The sequence below is a fragment of the Bacillus sp. AL-1R genome, assembly GCF_052180195.1.
Lineage (GTDB): Bacteria > Bacillota > Bacilli > Bacillales > Bacillaceae_G > Gottfriedia.
Genome location: NZ_CP197469.1, coordinates 3,748,252 through 3,765,297, shown reverse-complemented (window position 1 = coordinate 3,765,297; position 17,046 = coordinate 3,748,252). Strand labels below are relative to the sequence as shown.

General features: G+C 32.5%; 14 protein-coding genes. 9 read left to right on the top strand and 5 right to left on the bottom strand.

Going from position 1 to position 17,046, the window contains the following annotated elements:
- Positions 1 to 1,044: 1,044 nt before the first annotated feature.
- The 7 genes from ACSBO6_RS18155 (at position 1,045) to ACSBO6_RS18125 (ending at position 10,647) form a co-directional block, all read left to right on the top strand.
- Positions 1,045 to 1,899, top strand: coding sequence for a MurR/RpiR family transcriptional regulator (locus ACSBO6_RS18155; protein WP_098846433.1), 855 nt, complete (start codon positions 1,045 to 1,047; stop codon positions 1,897 to 1,899).
- Between the two features lie 412 nt (positions 1,900 to 2,311).
- The gene (locus ACSBO6_RS18150) at positions 2,312 to 4,690 is read left to right on the top strand and encodes an immune inhibitor A domain-containing protein (RefSeq protein ID WP_098846434.1); all 2,379 of its coding nucleotides are present in this window, start codon (positions 2,312 to 2,314) and stop codon (positions 4,688 to 4,690) included.
- 188 nt (positions 4,691 to 4,878) lie between these two features.
- Entirely contained in the window at positions 4,879 to 5,943 is a 1,065-nt protein-coding gene (locus ACSBO6_RS18145; protein ID WP_098846435.1) for a DUF871 domain-containing protein, read from the top strand.
- 93 nt (positions 5,944 to 6,036) lie between these two features.
- On the top strand, positions 6,037 to 6,645 hold the full coding sequence (locus ACSBO6_RS18140; RefSeq protein ID WP_498843759.1) for a methyltransferase: 609 nt from the start codon (positions 6,037 to 6,039) through the stop codon (positions 6,643 to 6,645).
- Positions 6,646 to 6,736: 91 nt separating this feature from the next.
- Positions 6,737 to 7,828 (top strand): threonine aldolase family protein, encoded by a 1,092-nt coding sequence (locus tag ACSBO6_RS18135; RefSeq protein WP_286138333.1) that lies wholly within the window; start codon positions 6,737 to 6,739, stop codon positions 7,826 to 7,828.
- A gap of 58 nt (positions 7,829 to 7,886) precedes the next feature.
- Complete coding sequence (locus ACSBO6_RS18130; RefSeq protein ID WP_098846438.1) at positions 7,887 to 8,285, top strand: VOC family protein; 399 nt, start codon at positions 7,887 to 7,889, stop codon at positions 8,283 to 8,285.
- A 145-nt stretch (positions 8,286 to 8,430) separates the two neighbouring features.
- Entirely contained in the window at positions 8,431 to 10,647 is a 2,217-nt protein-coding gene (locus tag ACSBO6_RS18125) for a glycoside hydrolase family 65 protein (protein WP_498843758.1), read from the top strand.
- Positions 10,648 to 10,716: 69 nt separating this feature from the next.
- Here the strand turns inward: ACSBO6_RS18125 and gloA2 are convergent, their stop codons facing one another.
- Positions 10,717 to 11,103: an SMU1112c/YaeR family gloxylase I-like metalloprotein gene (gene gloA2, locus ACSBO6_RS18120; RefSeq protein WP_498843757.1), complete on the bottom strand. Its 387-nt coding sequence runs from the start codon at positions 11,101 to 11,103 to the stop codon at positions 10,717 to 10,719.
- A 195-nt stretch (positions 11,104 to 11,298) separates the two neighbouring features.
- Positions 11,299 to 11,517, bottom strand: coding sequence for a hypothetical protein (locus ACSBO6_RS18115; RefSeq protein WP_098846441.1), 219 nt, complete (start codon positions 11,515 to 11,517; stop codon positions 11,299 to 11,301).
- A gap of 229 nt (positions 11,518 to 11,746) precedes the next feature.
- Between ACSBO6_RS18115 and ACSBO6_RS18110 the strand changes: the two genes are divergently transcribed.
- The gene (locus ACSBO6_RS18110) at positions 11,747 to 12,781 is read left to right on the top strand and encodes a DUF3048 domain-containing protein (protein ID WP_498843756.1); all 1,035 of its coding nucleotides are present in this window, start codon (positions 11,747 to 11,749) and stop codon (positions 12,779 to 12,781) included.
- Positions 12,782 to 13,088: 307 nt separating this feature from the next.
- On the opposite strand, the gene ACSBO6_RS18105 is transcribed toward ACSBO6_RS18110, so the two are convergent.
- A complete protein-coding gene (locus ACSBO6_RS18105; RefSeq protein WP_142339223.1) occupies positions 13,089 to 13,934 on the bottom strand; it encodes an FtsW/RodA/SpoVE family cell cycle protein in 846 nt (281 codons plus the stop codon).
- Positions 13,935 to 13,967: 33 nt separating this feature from the next.
- Positions 13,968 to 15,401 carry a MocR-like pyridoxine biosynthesis transcription factor PdxR gene (gene pdxR / locus ACSBO6_RS18100; RefSeq protein ID WP_098846444.1) on the bottom strand — a complete coding sequence of 478 codons (1,434 nt, stop codon included), beginning with the start codon at positions 15,399 to 15,401 and terminating at the stop codon, positions 13,968 to 13,970.
- Between the two features lie 137 nt (positions 15,402 to 15,538).
- Here pdxR and ACSBO6_RS18095 point away from each other — a divergent pair, with 137 nt between their 5' ends.
- Complete coding sequence (locus tag ACSBO6_RS18095) at positions 15,539 to 16,468, top strand: DMT family transporter (RefSeq protein WP_098846445.1); 930 nt, start codon at positions 15,539 to 15,541, stop codon at positions 16,466 to 16,468.
- Between the two features lie 107 nt (positions 16,469 to 16,575).
- On the opposite strand, the gene ACSBO6_RS18090 is transcribed toward ACSBO6_RS18095, so the two are convergent.
- Positions 16,576 to 16,935: a VOC family protein gene (locus tag ACSBO6_RS18090; protein ID WP_098846446.1), complete on the bottom strand. Its 360-nt coding sequence runs from the start codon at positions 16,933 to 16,935 to the stop codon at positions 16,576 to 16,578.
- Positions 16,936 to 17,046: the final 111 nt, after the last annotated feature.

Sequence of the window (17,046 nt, the reverse complement as noted above, 5' to 3'; positions counted from 1 at the left end):
TTCCTACACTTTTTATATTGTTGAAATAAAACATTGTCAATATAGAACAACAAAAGTGTAAGTATATATTATTTAAGTTAAAATTTTAAAGGTACATACTCATAACAGGTTCATGAGGAAGTAAACCACCGAAAATTAGAAAGATACTTCCTCATACCAGGTTCATGAGGAAGTAAACTAGCGAAAATTAGAAAGATACTTCCTCATAACAGATTCATGGGGAAGTAAACTGGCGAAAATTAGAAAGATACTTCCTCATACCAGGTTCATGAGGAAGTAAACTAGCGAAAATTAGAAAGATACTTCCTCATAACAGGTTCATGGGGAAGTAAACTAGCGAAAATTAGAAAAATACTTCCTCATAACAGGTTCATGGGGAAGTAAACTGGCGAAAATTAGAAAGATACTTCCTCATACCAGGTTCATGAGGAAGTAAACTAGCGAAAATTAGAAAGATACTTCCTCATAACAGGTTCATGGGGAAGTAAACTGGCGAAAATTAGAAAGATACTTCCTCATACCAGGTTCATAAGGAAGTAAACTAGCGAAAATTAGAAAGATACTTCCTCATACCAGGTTCATGAGGAAGTAAACTAGCGAAAATTAGAAAGATACTTCCTCATAACAGGTTCATGGGGAAGTAAACTGGCGAAAATTAGAAAGATACTTCCTCATACCAGGTTCATGAGGAAGTAAACCAGCAAAAAATAGAAAGATACTTCCTCATAACAGGTTTTAGTGGAAATCAATCAAAAGTTAGCGTAGTTGACAAGCTCATTATTCAACACTCTGAAAAGTGTAGGGAATATTTTTTCCTACACTTTTCAGAGTGTTGAAAAATAACTTGAACAATAGTGCATAGGGTTTCAAGTGTTAGCGGAAGGACTGTAAGAATACTTTCCAAACCTTGATATCTTTCAAAATTTATGTAGAAAGAACTAAAAAATATCTTTAATTTGGTTATTAATATGATTTTCTTATCATTTGGTTCATAATAGAGAATAATAGTATTTTGCTTGTTTTTAGCAGAAAGGTGTTTAGTAAATGAAACATTTAACAATCTTATCAAAAATTGAAAATTATATGGATCGATTTACGCAAGCCGAAAAGAAAATAGCAGTTTATATAATGGATCATGCTGAAATTGTCCCCAACTTAACGACTAAAGATATTTCTAACAATACAGGAGCTAGTGAAGCGAGTGTTGTTAGATTTTGTAAAACAATTGGAATCGGTAGTTTTAAAGCCTTTAAAATAGCATTAGTGAGAGACTTAACTGTTGCTGAAATGAATATTAATGATTTTTCAGTTATGGATAAGAAAGACACACCGTATGATTTATTTAATAAAGTCACTTATGTAAATAAAGCAGCTATTGAAGCTACGGTATCTACTTTAGATAAAAGAGAATTAGAAAAAGCAACAGATGAAATTGTAAAGGCTAAGAAGATTATATTTTATGGAGTAGGCGGTTCAGCTGTATCAGCTATGGACGGAGCATATAAATTTGGGAAAATTGGTTACCATGCCATTATGTCTCCTGATTTCCATATGGTAATCACTTTAGTAGGTCATATGGAAGAAGGCGATATTTTTGTTGCTGTTTCTAATTCAGGGAAAACAAAGGATGTATTAGAGCTTGCTCGTTTTGCTAAGAAAAAGGGAGCAACCATCATAGCGATTACTAAGCTTGGCAAGTCTCCGTTATTTAAGGAAGCTGATATCAAGCTTTGCACACCTGACATGGAACAAGATAATCGAATAGGAAGTATCGCTTCAAAAATGGCACAGCAAAACATAATCGATTCATTATATGTTATATGCTTTAACCGAATCGGAAACAAAGTATCGAGTAAACTGCATGAGTATAGTGAAGAAGCAGGTAAATTAAGAAGGTAATCTAATTAAATAACTACTCAAGGAAGATAGGCAAAAATAATTTTTGATTTATCTTCTTTTTTTGTTATATAAATAAGGAAAAAAATGTCAAAATTTGAAGAGAGAATTTTTTGATCTAGTTATAATTACATATTTTACATTTTCAATTTTATTTTTAATCTAATTTTAATAATGCTAAAGTGCTAATTTCAAAAACTAGACTAAAAGAATAATATAAGACTAAAGAACGAAATTTGGAAAAAGCAAGTTATAAAAACTGACGTGTTTCGTCATTTATTTATGAAAAATAGTGAGTTTTCTGTCATATTATTTAGAATTTTGTAACTATTTGGTGAATAAAACCCTCTGTGATTTCTAGAATTTTTAGAATATTATTAAAATGTACTTCGAAAATTATTAAGGGGGGCTTATTTTGAACAAGTTTGTCGTAACTAGTTTTGCATCAGTGATGGTTGCCGGAACGTTATTTTCTGGGATTCCATTAAAAACTGCATCATCTGAAAGCTTGAGTAAAGTACATAGTACATTAGCGAAGCATTCAAAAAGTACTTTAGATTTATCGTTAGTTAATGACGAAAAGTTATTAGCTGCACTGGTTAAACGTGGTGTGATTTCTGCAAATGCTTCTAAAGCACAGAAACAAGCTGCATTACAAAAATATTTAGAGGTTAAAGGTCAAGCAGATCTAGTAACAGGAAAAGATCCAATTGCTAGCAAAGCGAAAAAAGCAGAAGCTGCAAAACATGGTAAATTTAAAGATTTTAATAATGGCCTATTACACGGAAACGGTAAGAAAAATGGTCAATTAAAAGGTACTCCTGATCCAGTTAAAGAATCAGCTTCTCCTGGTATTCAAAAGAAGGGGAAACTTTTAACATTAATGGTTGAGTATTCTGATCTTCCTCATAACACAATTAAGAAGGAAGAAACAGACAACTGGTACAAAGATTATAATCAACAACACTTTGAAGATATGATTTTTGGTGAAAATGGAGTAAAAGGTCCAAACGGAGAAAATTTCCTTTCCCAAAAACAATATTATGAACAACAATCTGGTGGAACTTATACAGTTGAAGGTAAAGCATATGGCTGGTTAAAGGTACCAGGTACGGCTGAATATTACGGAGCAGATTCTAAAACTGGACATGATAACGTAACACCAGGTGGATCAAAACAATTAGTAATTGATGCATATGCTGCTGCAAAAGCTGCAGGAGTTCCTTTACAAGATTACGATTTAGAAGATCCACATGATTTAGATGGAGACGGAAACCTCTGGGAGCCAGATGGTTTAGTTGATCATCTTCAAATCATTCACTCAGGTATGGGACAAGAAGCTGGCGGTGGAGCACAAGGAGACAATGCAATTTGGTCACACCGTTCTGCTAAATTCGTAGATCCAGATGGTCTTGGTTTAGGCTTACCAGGCTTCTATGACTACACAATGATGCCTGAAGATGGTGCAACTGGCGTATTCGCACATGAATATGGTCATGATTTAGGCTTACCAGATGAGTACGATACAATTTACTCTGGTGCTGGTGAAGCTGTTGAATATTGGTCAATCATGTCAGCTGGTTCTTGGGCAGGTAAAATCCCTGGAACAGAGCCAACAGGATTCTCTCCTTGGGCAAAATCATATTTCCAATCTACTTTAGGTGGAAAATGGACGAACCCAACTGTTGTAAATTGGGAAGATGTATCTACAAAAGGTACTCAATTCTTATTAGATCAAGCAAATTCACCACTTGGTCAAAACAACCAAGCTATTCAGGTGAATTTACCGAAAAAAGTAACATCTATTAATACACCAGCTGCTGGCACTTATGAGTATTGGGGTGGACAAGCAGATGAAATGGATAATAGCATGGTTACTTCTGTAGATTTAACAGGAAAATCTTCAGCAACATTAACTTTTGACGCTTGGTATGATATCGAAGAACAATGGGATTTCGCATTTGTTCAAGTTTCAACTGACAATGGAGCAACTTGGAAATCATTAGGTAACAATAACACAAGAAGTGACGTTGTATCTGAAGGATACCCAACAATCATAAATTCAATGCCTGGTTTCACTGGGAACTCAAATGGATGGCAAGCACAAAGCTTTGATTTATCAGCATATAAAGGCCAAAAAATTCAGCTTCGTTTACGTTCAGCAACTGACTGGGGTACTTCAAATGTTGGATTCTTTGCAGATAATATTAAAGTAGTAGCAGATGGCGCTACAATTGTTGAAGATGGTGGAGAAAAAGCAACTTCTCCATTTACTTTAAAAGGATTTTCTAAGTCTGATGGTAACAAATATTCAGATCATTACTACTTACTAGAATGGCGTAACCATAAAGGCGCTGACGAAGGGTTAGCTCATATTAATCGTGGAGGCTCTCTATTAAGCTATGATGGTGGTTTAGTAGTATGGTATGTTGATGATAGCTTCACAGAAAACTGGTCAGGTATTCACCCAGGTGATGGTTTCTTAGGTGTTGTTGATGCTCACGACGATACTAATTTATTATGGAACTATGGCGCTCAAGCAAGTTCACGTTTCCATGTAGCGGATGCGGCATTCGGATTAAATTCAACATCAGGTTATAACATTACTTATCCAACAGGAGAAGTATTAAAATCTCCAGGTCAAGAAGCTGTCTCTTTATTTAATGATAGCAAAGACTATAATAATACATTCTTACCAGATGCTGGTCGTAACATCGGACACTTTGGTTTAAAAGTTCGAGTTAATGGTCAATCGAAAGACAAATCAGTTGGATCAATCGTAGTATATAAATAATAATGAACTGAAGAAAGGCAACTTATTGTTGTCTTTCTTTTTTGTTTTTAATTGTTTAATAGGAACATATATTATTTTATAATAAAATATAATTTCATATATTTAAATTGTTTAATTGACTTTTTGTTTCATGGGGTTAAAATGAAAACCAAATAGTATAAATCTAATAGTAGGGAAGGAAAGAGACTATGCTAGGTATATCAATCTATTTATCTGAAAAAAATAATGATAAGAATAAAAAGTATATCGAACTAGCAAAACAAAATGGATTTCATTCAATCTTTACATCACTACACATACCAGAAGATGACCCTTCAACTTATAAAAAACTTCTTCAACAACTTGGGTCATGGGCAATGGAAAATGAAATGGAGCTTATGGCAGATATTTCAGCAAAATCACTTACACATTTAGGGTTAGATTACTCAAACGTAGGCGAATTACAAAATTGGGGAGTTACTGGATTACGAGTAGATTACGGATTAAATGAAAACCAAATAGCAGATCTTTCTAAAAAAATGAAGATTGCACTTAATGCTAGTACACTTACGCCTGCATTTTTAGACGAATTACTTAAATGCGGATTACAAACTAAAAACGTGGAAGCTTGGCATAACTTTTATCCTCGTCCAGAAACTGGCTTAGCTACAACTTATTTAATCGAAAAAAACAAATGGTTAAAAAGCTTTGGAATTTCAACAATGGCATTTATTCCTGGTGATGATGAAATGAGAGGACCACTATTTAAAGGACTACCAACATTAGAAAAACACCGTGGAATTAACCCCCTGCTAGCTTACTTAGACCTAACTCAAAACTGTTACATTGATAAAGTTTTAGTTGGTGATATTAGTATAAAAATAGAAACGATGGAGGCTCTATCAAAAACAAAGGATTTTATTGAATTAAGATATAGACCGTATGTACAAGATGAAGAAACCCTTGCCATAGTGGAGAAGATTCACACCAATCGCGAAGATCCTGCACGAGATTGTATTCGTTCAATGGAATCTAGATTATACGGTAGCTTTGGCGAGAATAGTCTAAAACCAGCAAATACAATCATAAGAAACATAGGTTCTATTACAATCGATAATGAATTATATGGCAGATATAAAGGTGAGTTACAAATTATGCATACGAATCTACCAAGCGATGAGAAAGTAAATGTAATAGGAATGATTATTGAAGATGATCTATCATTATTAAAATATATTGGATCGGGTAAGAAATTTAAGTTAAAGCGTGTTTAAATAACACGCTTCTTTTTTTAGGTTAGACTGAACTATTTAGAAACGGTATGATAAGGATACATACAAAATATTAGTTCGAATGGTCGTGGAAAAATGGACGATAAGTATTATGATACCCTACTGAATATAAAGACAGAAGGAGAGCAAAAAGGATTTAATGAATCTTTTCATTATCATCGGTATGAGCCAACACCATATAGCGCACTACAACAACTATTTAAACAATACATACTTTCAAGCGATGATCGAATAGTCGACTTCGGATGTGGTAAAGGAAGATTAAATTTCTATTTAAATAGCTTATTTCATGCTACAGTCGTTGGAATTGAAATGAATGAAAAATATTATAATGAAGCTGTTGAAAATAAAAAAAATTACATAAAAAAAACAAGGACAAGTAAAGATAAAATACAGTTTTATTGCTGCTTGGCTGAAGATTATCAAATTAATCCATTAGATAATTGTTTCTATTTTTTTAATCCTTTTTCAATCCAAATTTTTATGAATATCATAAATAACATATTAATTTCAGTTGAACAATCAAAAAGAGATGTTGAAATCATTTTGTATTATAGTTCTGATGATTATATATTTTTTTTAGAAAATCAGACCGCCTTTGAATTAAAACAAGAGATCTTATTAGCAGATGCTTATATGAAAAATCCAAATGAAAGATTTTTAGTCTACAGGTTAACTTACTAATTTTATCAGATTCAAGGATTTATTCGCTTTTATGGAGAATTTTTTTAAGTGGGAGAATAGTAAATTAAATAATCGGAAGGAAGAGTTCAATTTGAGTAATATTGACCCTTTTATAAAATCATTTAAAAATACAAACAAACAATTGGCGGGAAATGGATTTAGAAATATTCAAGTATTAAAGGATGCACTAAAAGACTTCGACGGTAGTGAAGAAAGCGATCTTTATGGAGCTGGGAATTTTATTGACGATTTTCAAGTGAAAATGGCAGATTTTTTAGGTAAGGAATCTGCGGTGTTTTTCCCAAGTGGTACGATGGCTCAGCAAATCGCTTTAAGAATCTGGTGTGATGAAAAAGGAATTAATAAAGTTGCTTATCATCCTTTATCACATTTAGAAATTCATGAAGAAGATGGCTTGAAGAAGTTGCATAATATACAGCCTATTTTATTAGCAGATAAAAGTCGTGTTATTGAGTTAGAGGATGTTTTAGCAATGGATGAGGAAATCTCTTGTTTATTATTAGAATTACCACAGCGGGAAATTGGTGGACAACTACCATCATATGAATCACTAGAATCAATTTCTTCATACTGCCGTGAAAAGGGAATAAAATTGCATTTAGACGGTGCTAGATTAATGGAAATTCTCCCATACTATAAGAAGACAGCTTCTGAATTATGTAGCTTATTTGATAGTGTTTATATGTCATTTTATAAGGGAATTGGGGGAGTAGCAGGAGCAATTCTTGCTGGTGACCGAGTTTTTATCAACGAATCAAAAGTTTGGAAAAGAAGACATGGAGGAGATTTAATTAGTCTTTATCCATACATAATAAGTGCAAATTATTACTTTGATCAAAGAGCAAATAAAATGGAGCAATACTATGAAAATGCAGTTGAGTTAGCCAATTTCTTTAATAGTTGCCAATCAATCAATACTATACCAACTATTCCAGTTTCTAATATGTTTCATGTTCATTTTAATGCGCCAATTGAAAAGATTAAAAACATACTTCAATCAATTCATGAAGAAACAAAAATTGGTATGACAGGTAACTTAAGGCCAGTTAATAAGGAAGTTTGTTATTGCGAGATTAGTATTGGAGACTTATATTCAACAATCTCTAAAGAGGAGCTTCATTGTATTTTTAACAAATTAGATGAGGAAATGAAGTCAATATAAATCCAATATTATGGACACAATGAATGTTTAATCTATATGAAAAAGGGAGTCGACTTAAATGCAAAAAATTACAACGTTTTTAATGTTTGAAGGACAAGCAGAAGAAGCGATGAATTTTTATATGTCGCTATTTAAAGATTCAGAGGTTGTGAATATTTCGCGTTATGGAGCAGATATGGGTGAGTTTGAAGGGAAAGTAATACATGCTACTTTCACATTAAACGGCCAACAATTTATGTGCATTGATAGTACCGTTAAACATAAATTTACGTTTACACCTGCCGTTTCATTATATGTAACTTGTGAAACAGATGAAGAAATTGAAAATGCATACAAACAATTAAGTCAAGGTGGAGAAGTACTAATGCCTTTGCAGTCATATCCATTCAGTGAAAAGTTTGTATGGGTGAATGATCAATATGGTGTATCTTGGCAATTAACTCTCGAAAAAAAATAATAAAGAACTGTAAGGAAAAATCGTGTCGGAAACAAAGACGCGATTTTTTTATTGCCGAATATTTTTATCATTTCAAGTTTAAAATAAGATGATTTATTGCAAACTTTTATTATATGAATTTTTATAAAGGTGAGAGTTTAACTATATGAGTGAAGTAAATTTAATTACTGAAAAAGAGTTTGACGAACAATTAATTAATAAATATGCAAGTTTAATGGCATTAGGTAATGGTTACTTAGGTTTACGGTCTTGTCATGAAGAAGACTATGAAGGACAAAAAAGAGGGATGTATATATCGGGTATCTATAATCAGCTATCTCCAAGTCAAACGACAAAGCTTGTAAATCTTCCAGATCTAATTGGAATGGAAATTGAAATCAATGGTGATATTTTTTCAAATGCAACTGGTCAATTTACATTTTATGATCGGAAATTAAATATGCTGACCGGCGAACTTTTAAGAGAGGTAATTTGGAAGAATAAAGATGGAAAGCGATTCCACTTTAAGTTTCAGCGTTTTGTTTCAAAGGATGATTTACATTTACTTGCTTCAAAAGTTACTGTCACAGCTTTAGATTGTAATGCAAAGATTAAAATAAAAACAGGTATTAACGCGGAGTGTGTCGGTCAACAAAAGAATGAACTTACAGAAGAATTAGTAAGAATAATGGATAATCAAATTATACATGGTGTTTATCAAACGACTGAGACTAAACATAAAATTGCAATCGCAACATGTTGTGTAATTCCTGATGAGAGCGAGGTTTCATATTTTACGTTAAATAATCGACTTCTAGCCTCCATTACACAAGATCTCGTTGTCGAGCGAGCTGTTGAGTTTTCAAAAATTAGCTCAGTTTATACATCTAATGACATGTTACGGGAAGATCCTTCTGCAGCTTGTGTTAATACTGTACAGAAATTTTTATCAGAGGGTTATGATAATTTGAGAAATAGTACAGCAATTAAATGGCAGGATTTTTGGAAGCAAAAAAGAGTCGTTATCACATCAAAGGATCAAGCGGATCAGTTAGCTTTGGATTTCTCTATGTACCACATTGAAGCAATGACTCCGGCGCATGATGATCGATTGAGCATAGGCGCAAGGGGATTAACAGGCGAGGGTAATAATGGTTTAATATTTTGGGATACTGAACTATTTATTGCACCGTTTCACTTATTTACTGAACCAGAGATTGCAAAAAGATTACTAAGATATCGATATCAACATATTAAAGAAGCAAAAATAAAGGCTTACCAATTAGGTTATGAGGGTGCTTTATTTCCATGGGCAAGTGCTTTTTCCGGAAAAGAAGAAACACAGAAAAGTTCAGGGAATAATACAACACAAGAGATTAGCTCAAATTTAGAAAAATCAAGTCATCATATAGTAGCTGACATTGCATTTTCGGTCGTACAATATTATGAAAATACATTAGATGAAAGCTTTATGTCTAGTGATGGACTTGAACTACTCAAAGAAACTGCGCGCTTTTGGGTGAGTAGGACAACTGATTCAAACGGCGATTTAATTATTAAGAATGTCATCGGTCCAGACGAATATACAGATCAAGTAAGTAATAATGCTTATACGAATTATATGGCTTTTTATAATGTACAGAATGCGTTAAATTTTATGGTGAAATACAATGACCCTGATGCAGAGTTAAAGCAAAATTGCACTGATTTTTTAAAACGATTATATTTACCAAACGAAAATGATGAGAATATTATTCCACAAGACGATACATTTTTAAGTAAACCTGAGATTGACTTAACGGAATATAGACAATCTATTGCAAGTCGAGAAATTTTATTAGATTATTCTATACAAGAGCTATATGAACTACAAGTTCTAAAACAAGCTGATGTCGTCATGTTGCTTTATCTTTTCCCTGATTTGTTCAAAACGGAAATCGTTAAAAAGAATTTAGAATACTACGAAGAGCGTACTGTTCATGACTCTCCAATAAGTAAAGCAATTCACGCAATTGTTGCTGCAAGATGTGACTACGTGGAAGAGTCTTACCAATTATTTCAAGAAGGATGTTTAATCGATTTAGGACCGAATCCAAAATCATCAGATGACGGAATTCATGCTGCGCCTATGGGAGCAAATTGGCTAGTAGCAATCTTTGGCTTTGCAAATATCTCTATGGACATCAATCGTTTAAAAATTGATCCTAAATTACCTTCAAATTGGAATAAAATGACCTTTCCTTTCCAATGGCAAGGGGCAAAACTAGAATTTACAATTACTCAAAAAAACATAACAATTACAAAGGATTATGGTCCACCAGTTTCATTAGAAATTAACGGTGAAACATATAATTTAACCGAAAGGATAAAGGTTTCTCTTTAAGTGGTGAGAAGAGAAGGTTAAAAGAAACAAACAACCCCCAATCTATCACTAAGATTGGGGGTTGTTTTTCTATGCTTCATATAATTCCAACGGTAAACCATCAGGATCCTGGAAAAATGTAAATCTTTTATTTGTTAACTCGTCAATTCGAACTGGTTCAACAAAGACAGCATTTTGTTTTAAGTATTGAATACTTTCTTCTATATTCGTTACAGTAAATGCTAAATGACGTAACCCAGCTGCTTCAGGATTTGTTAGTCGCTTCGGTGGATTTGGAAATGAAAATAACTCAATTTGTCCATTTTCTCCGATACTTAAGTCCAATTTATAAGAGTCGCGATCCTTTCGATAGGTTTCCTTCATTACCTTACAACCTAATAAATTTATGTAAAAATGCTTAGACATTTCATAATTAGAACAAATAATAGCGACATGATGGATCCTCTTAATTTCCATATTAAAACTCCTTTTTACTTTGATTTACTCAAACTTTTCTAGTTTATCATGATTCGTACATGTTTGAAAAAGAAATACTTTTCATTTGGACAGTATAGTTCAGAGTTTTAAGTGGAAAAATTGAATGGTGAACTGTAAAACTAGGCTAAACTTCAAAAAAAATAATGGGAATAATATCCCATTAAATTTTGAAATTTATCTTCTTCTTTTTTTATCATCTTTTGCTAAAACCTGTACTTTCTTAATAACTTCTAGTTCTACTATGACATGTACATGTTTATCATTTATATGATTAACGCTTAATACTTTACCTTTTCGTCCTTTAATGCGAATAGTATCTCCTTCAGAGGGTATATTTTTGAGTAGTTGGTTTAATAGTTCTACGTTTTTCTCAATATAATGAACTACAATCATCTAGCTTCAACTCCTCTAATCATTCTTATCTTTATACAATACAATATTTAAGATCAAATAAAATAAGAACAAATTTAAGCTGATTATTTTACATTACAAATTCATATATTAAGCAATAACTTCTATATATTAGCAGATGATATTATTTTTTTAAAAATTCTAATAAATCCTTTCTATTTAAACCGTTCTTTAATACAATTTAACAAAATAACAGATTGTGAGGGAGCCGATGCATAAGAAAATTTTATCAATAATAGTGATCAGTATGCTTTTAGTAGGATGTAAGCATGGCGAAAAGTCTGTAAAAACAGTTAAAAATGAGAATGAAAATCCTTCAAATGAACATGTAATTGATAAAGGAGAAATCGATACGATTTACGCTCCTTTAAATGGATTACCAATAAGTCAAGTTAGCGAACAAAGACCTGTTGCAGTAATGGTGAATAATTATTATTTGGCTAGACCTCAAAGTGGTCTGAGCAATGCTGATGTTGTTTATGAAATTTTAGCAGAAGGAGATATTACAAGATTTCTAGCCATTTTTCAAAGCAATATACCTGAGAAGATAGGACCTGTAAGAAGTGCCAGAGATTATTACATTGATTTGGCAAATGGTTATCATGCCTTATTTATCTGTCACGGAAATAGTCCGAAAGCGAAACAAATGATGGATTCAGGAATGATTGATGCATTAAACGGATTGATCTACGACGGTACGTTATTTAAAAGAGATAAAACGAGAAAAGCACCACATAATTCTTATATTCTGAAAGAGGGGATTGAAAAAGGAGTTGCTCAAAGACATTACTCTTATTCCGAAAAAGTTATTCCACTAGATTTTACGCAGAAGGACCTAGTATTTGATAACTCTTGGCAAACTGCTACAGAAGTATTTATAAAATACTCTCATGATGCAAGAAATAATGTGACTTACAAGTATTCGAATTCAACGAAACAATTTCAACGAGTTCAAAATGGAATAGTAGCAAAGGATGCCTTGAATGAAAAGCAGCTTCAAATTAAAAATATTTTAGTTGTAGAAGCGACCCATAAAATTATTGATAGCTATGGTCGTCGTTCAATTGATACCGAACATGGTGGAAAAGGATATTATATAGTTGATGGTAAGTATGTGAATATACAATGGAAAAATGTAGATGGTCGAATCATTCCATTTACATTAGATGGAACTGAAATAAAACTTTCACCAGGTCAAACTTGGATTAACTTTGTTCCATTTTTAAAAGATGTAACAATTAAATAAAATATATTAAAGCAGATAATTTTATTTAATTATTTGCTTTTTTTATTGCTAAGGAATGAAACTTACGATGTTACGATAAAAATTATTATTCGTTTATAGATAGGCTGTGTGCATTACCTTTAACTACATCTGCTGATTTTGTTATGGATAAAATCGCAGGCAGTTGAAAAAGAACATCCAAATGAAGGGTTCATGAGGAAGGAAACCAGCAAAAAAATGAAAAAAACTTCCTCATAACAGGCCCATGAGGAAGTCAAAACAGCCCAAACGCATATACAACTGTCTAATAATGAACCATTTTACTGGTTTATTTTTTATGATAAACATACCAAGTAATTGCAATTAAGTAACCGATAAAAGGCGATGTTCCATAACCCATAATCGGTACTGGAAAATTTCCAAAAAAGCTAGAAAGAATACAAATCAAAAAATAGGTCCCTAGACTAAATGATAATGGTTTTGCATTGGTTGGAGGAGATAGGAAAAACGGCATTGGTAAAATAAAAAGGGAGATTAGCCCAATGATTAGCCATCCGATTCCCATTTCCTTTACTAAACTTAAAATGTCCTCAACATAAGAAACTGGGGCAAGTTGATCTAAGTGCGACCAGCTTAAGATCATTAAAAGAATAAAAACAATTAATAGGAGTATTTGAATGTTTTTATTCTTTTTTATAGTTAGGAATAAAATTGAAATAGAGATTGTAAAAGCTGTTAGTTGAGATGCATCTGGTTGAAAAAGTAATAACAATGCAAAGAATAACGCAAACCCAAAAGTAACCCAAATTGGTTTCGATTTTATTAAGCTTGATAGTTTAATGAGTATTAATGGAACTAAAACTAGGGCGATATTAAATCTTAATGGACCAATTGCGATCCAGCGATGTACACCGTCTAATCCTTTGTCCAAAAAGGTAAGTAAAAATAAGATGAGTATGCATGTTATGACAATGATATTTGTCTTTTTCTTTGTGGATTTCTGATCTCTAAACAGTACGAAAAAGGAGATGATTCCTCCTACAATCGCAATTAAAATATTTTGACCGTAAATGGACGGGGGTACTTGGTTATTGATCATAGCTAGTACTCCGACGATCATTGCTGGCATCGTTATGGCGAGTGGTAATAAGTTTATTTTCTTAAAATTAAGCATCTTGTTCTACATTAACCTACCTTTACAATAGTTTTATATTTGTTTAATTAGCTTGCGTAGTTTCTCTAGCCCTTTGACTAAATCATTTTCGCTAACTAGTGAGTAACTAATCCTAAATGAAGAAATATCTGTATTGTTGTTAAAGCAAGCTACACCAGGTAAGAATGAGATATTTTCATGATTAGCTTTTCTTAATAAGTTAAAAACATCTAAATTGGATTCATGAAATGTAAGCCACAAATTAAAGCCTCCATCAGGTATCTGGAAATATAATTGATCAGTTAGAGATGAAAGTATTTCAACACTTGTATCACGACGAATTTGTAGAGCGATCCGTAGTTTTTCCACATGACTTCGCATTCGGTCGGTTCGTAGAAATGGTAAAATCGCTTTTTGTGTTAGTAAAGGGCTACCCACATCCATTGAAGCTTTAACTGCAAGCAGCCATTCTAAAACCGGTCCATTTGCCAGCATTGCAGCAATTCTAACTCCAGGAGCTAAAGTTTTACTAAATCCTTTTATGTAGATAACGTGTTCTGATTGATCATAATATTTAATTGGGTAATATTGAAATGCTTTTTCGAAATAAATATCACTAAACGAATCGTCTTCAAGAATAAAAAATTGAAACTGTTGTGCTAGTTGAATTAATTCTTTTCTACGACCATTACTCATTGAGATTCCAGTTGGATTTTGAAAGGTTGGGTTAACATAAATTAATTTTGGTGTAAATTTAATGCACAAATCTTCAATTAAGTCTGAGCGAATTCCCTCTTCATCCATCTCGACAGGTATTATATGAATCCCCTTATTTATAAAAATATCAAGTGCACCACCATAGCATGGACTTTCGACTATAATTGAATCCCCAGGTTTTAATAGTGCCTGGGCTACTAAGTCAATTCCTTGCTGAACGCCGCTTGTAATAATTAGATTTTCAGTTTTAGATTGTATTTTTTGAAATTCATATATATGTTTAACAATTTCCGATCTTAATTCGATATCTCCTTGAACAGGGCCATAAGTTGTTAATATAGAGGCATCATCTCTTAATAATTTTTGCATTTCATCCGCTAAAAATTTATTAGGAAGCAGACGTGGATATACGACTGCTTTTGAAAAATCATATTTTAACTGTTCTCTATTTATTAAATATTGGGATCTTACAATATTGATTCCTAAAGTCTGTTGCCAGTTATTACTTGGACTCAGTTGTGTTGTTTTTTGAACTTTCTTACTAATAAATACTCCTTTACCTGGCTCTACCGTGACATAGCCGTTTTTCTCTAAGTATTTATAAGCCTTTCTAACAGTTAAAATGCTTATTGAAAGTTCTTCTGCTAATTTGCGTAAAGATGGTAATTTTTCGTTAGGCAAAAGTAGACCACTTTGAATGCTACCTGCAATTTGAGTACTTAATTGGAGGTAAATCGGAACTGTTGATTTTTGATGGATTTGAATTTTCATAGATCACCACTTGTTTTTAGTTATAAATTAATTAAAAAAAGATAAATCGTCAATGGAAAAAGAGTGAACTGTTATATGCTCTATTATACTGTTATACTCCGACTTTAATATAATACTTTTATCAAAGGGGTGATGAAATGATCATTATTAATTATCTTCTTATTTGCTTGATTTTCGGTACAACTTTTCTAGCAATAAAATTTGGAATTGAGTCGGGAGTTTCGCCTTTATTTTCAGCCGGCATTCGATTTACATTAGCTGGACTGATTGTCATTTTCTATTTCCTTCTTAAAGGAGTAAATGTGAAGAAATTTATTTTTTCAAAACGAATTATGTATATTGGATTTTGCTTAACTTTTATGACATTTTCAACATTATATTGGGCTGAACAATATATTACATCGGGGTTAGCCGCAGTTTTGTCTGCTACTGGTCCAATGATGATATTACTTTTCCAATTAAGGAAAAATAATAAGGGAATTGAGCGTAAACAACTAATCGCGTTATTAATGGCTTTTACAGGTGTAACTTTTGTCTGTTTACCTGGAATAAGTCAGCATGTCTCTTACTTATGGGTCGTTGCTTGTATGGCAGTCTTATTAGGAGAAGCTTTTTATACATTAGGATCGATTACCTCAAAAGAGATATTTACAGAACACAGCACTGTATCACCATTTTTAATCAATGCTTTTCAAATGTTATATGGTGGAATATTTCTACTATTCGTTTCGTTTTTATTAGAAAAACCGAAAATTGAAAGTTTAAGTTCCTGGGACGCTGCGTGGCCAATATTGTATCTTGTATTAATAGGATCAATAGGGGGACACGGATTATACAGTTGGTTAATATCTAAAACGAACCCATTCTTCCCTTCAACATGGCTTTATGTATCCCCATTAATAGCAAGTGTCCTTGGTTATTTTGTAATGGACGAACCAATCAAACCAATTATGGCGATTGGTGGCATACTAATATTATCTGGAGTATTCATTTCAAATTGGTCAACATTTTCTATGTATAGGAAGCAAGGGAGGCTATTAAAAAAGGAAGTGAATGTTTCAAAGTAATATCATAAATTGTACGGCTTTTAGTTTAACGGAGCGGTAGTTGAACGTAAAATAAATCCACATTGATAATGAATTATCATGTGGATTTTTCTTTTTTTAAAGCTACTTTATTTTTGAATAAATGCCCATATGTAACCGTCTGGATCTCTTAAGCAAAATTCCTTATAGCCCCATGGTTGGATAGTAGGCTCTGTGATGATTTTTTCTCCATTTGAGAAATCTAATGGTGTTAATTCTTTTTCTATTATACTTTCAAATAGTGGATCGACTTCATTTACGACTAATTGAAAGACTGCATCAGTATGGGACTTAGAATCTGTAGGATGGAGCATTAGCTCGCCATTCCCAGCTTTAAACCAATACATACCATCGTGACCCCTTAAATAGTCAAATCCAACCTTTTCATACCATTTTTTAGAAGAATCTGTGTCTTTACAAAAAATAACAATATCTAAAACTCCATTCATTTAATCAGCTCCTTTAAATTTATTGTTATTAAACTATTCTTTGCAGAGCATAAGCTTACCTTTATTATCATTTAAAAAGTACTGTTCTAATGGGGGGAAAAAGAGAGTTAA

Bases quoted from the DNA above. Each gene is read 5' to 3' on its own strand.
- ACSBO6_RS18115 (WP_098846441.1), bottom strand. From the start codon at position 11,517: ATGATTGTAGTTCATTATATTGAGAAAAACGTAGAACTATTAAACCAA.
- gloA2 (WP_498843757.1), bottom strand. From the start codon at position 11,103: ATGGAAATTAAGAGGATCCATCATGTCGCTATTATTTGTTCTAATTAT.
- ACSBO6_RS18140 (WP_498843759.1), top strand. From the start codon at position 6,037: ATGGACGATAAGTATTATGATACCCTACTGAATATAAAGACAGAAGGA.
- ACSBO6_RS18090 (WP_098846446.1), bottom strand. From the start codon at position 16,935: ATGAATGGAGTTTTAGATATTGTTATTTTTTGTAAAGACACAGATTCT.
- ACSBO6_RS18125 (WP_498843758.1), top strand. From the start codon at position 8,431: ATGAGTGAAGTAAATTTAATTACTGAAAAAGAGTTTGACGAACAATTA.
- ACSBO6_RS18145 (WP_098846435.1), top strand. From the start codon at position 4,879: ATGCTAGGTATATCAATCTATTTATCTGAAAAAAATAATGATAAGAAT.
- ACSBO6_RS18105 (WP_142339223.1), bottom strand. From the start codon at position 13,934: ATGCTTAATTTTAAGAAAATAAACTTATTACCACTCGCCATAACGATG.
- ACSBO6_RS18155 (WP_098846433.1), top strand. From the start codon at position 1,045: ATGAAACATTTAACAATCTTATCAAAAATTGAAAATTATATGGATCGA.
- pdxR (WP_098846444.1), bottom strand. From the start codon at position 15,401: ATGAAAATTCAAATCCATCAAAAATCAACAGTTCCGATTTACCTCCAA.
- ACSBO6_RS18095 (WP_098846445.1), top strand. From the start codon at position 15,539: ATGATCATTATTAATTATCTTCTTATTTGCTTGATTTTCGGTACAACT.
- ACSBO6_RS18130 (WP_098846438.1), top strand. From the start codon at position 7,887: ATGCAAAAAATTACAACGTTTTTAATGTTTGAAGGACAAGCAGAAGAA.
- ACSBO6_RS18110 (WP_498843756.1), top strand. From the start codon at position 11,747: ATGCATAAGAAAATTTTATCAATAATAGTGATCAGTATGCTTTTAGTA.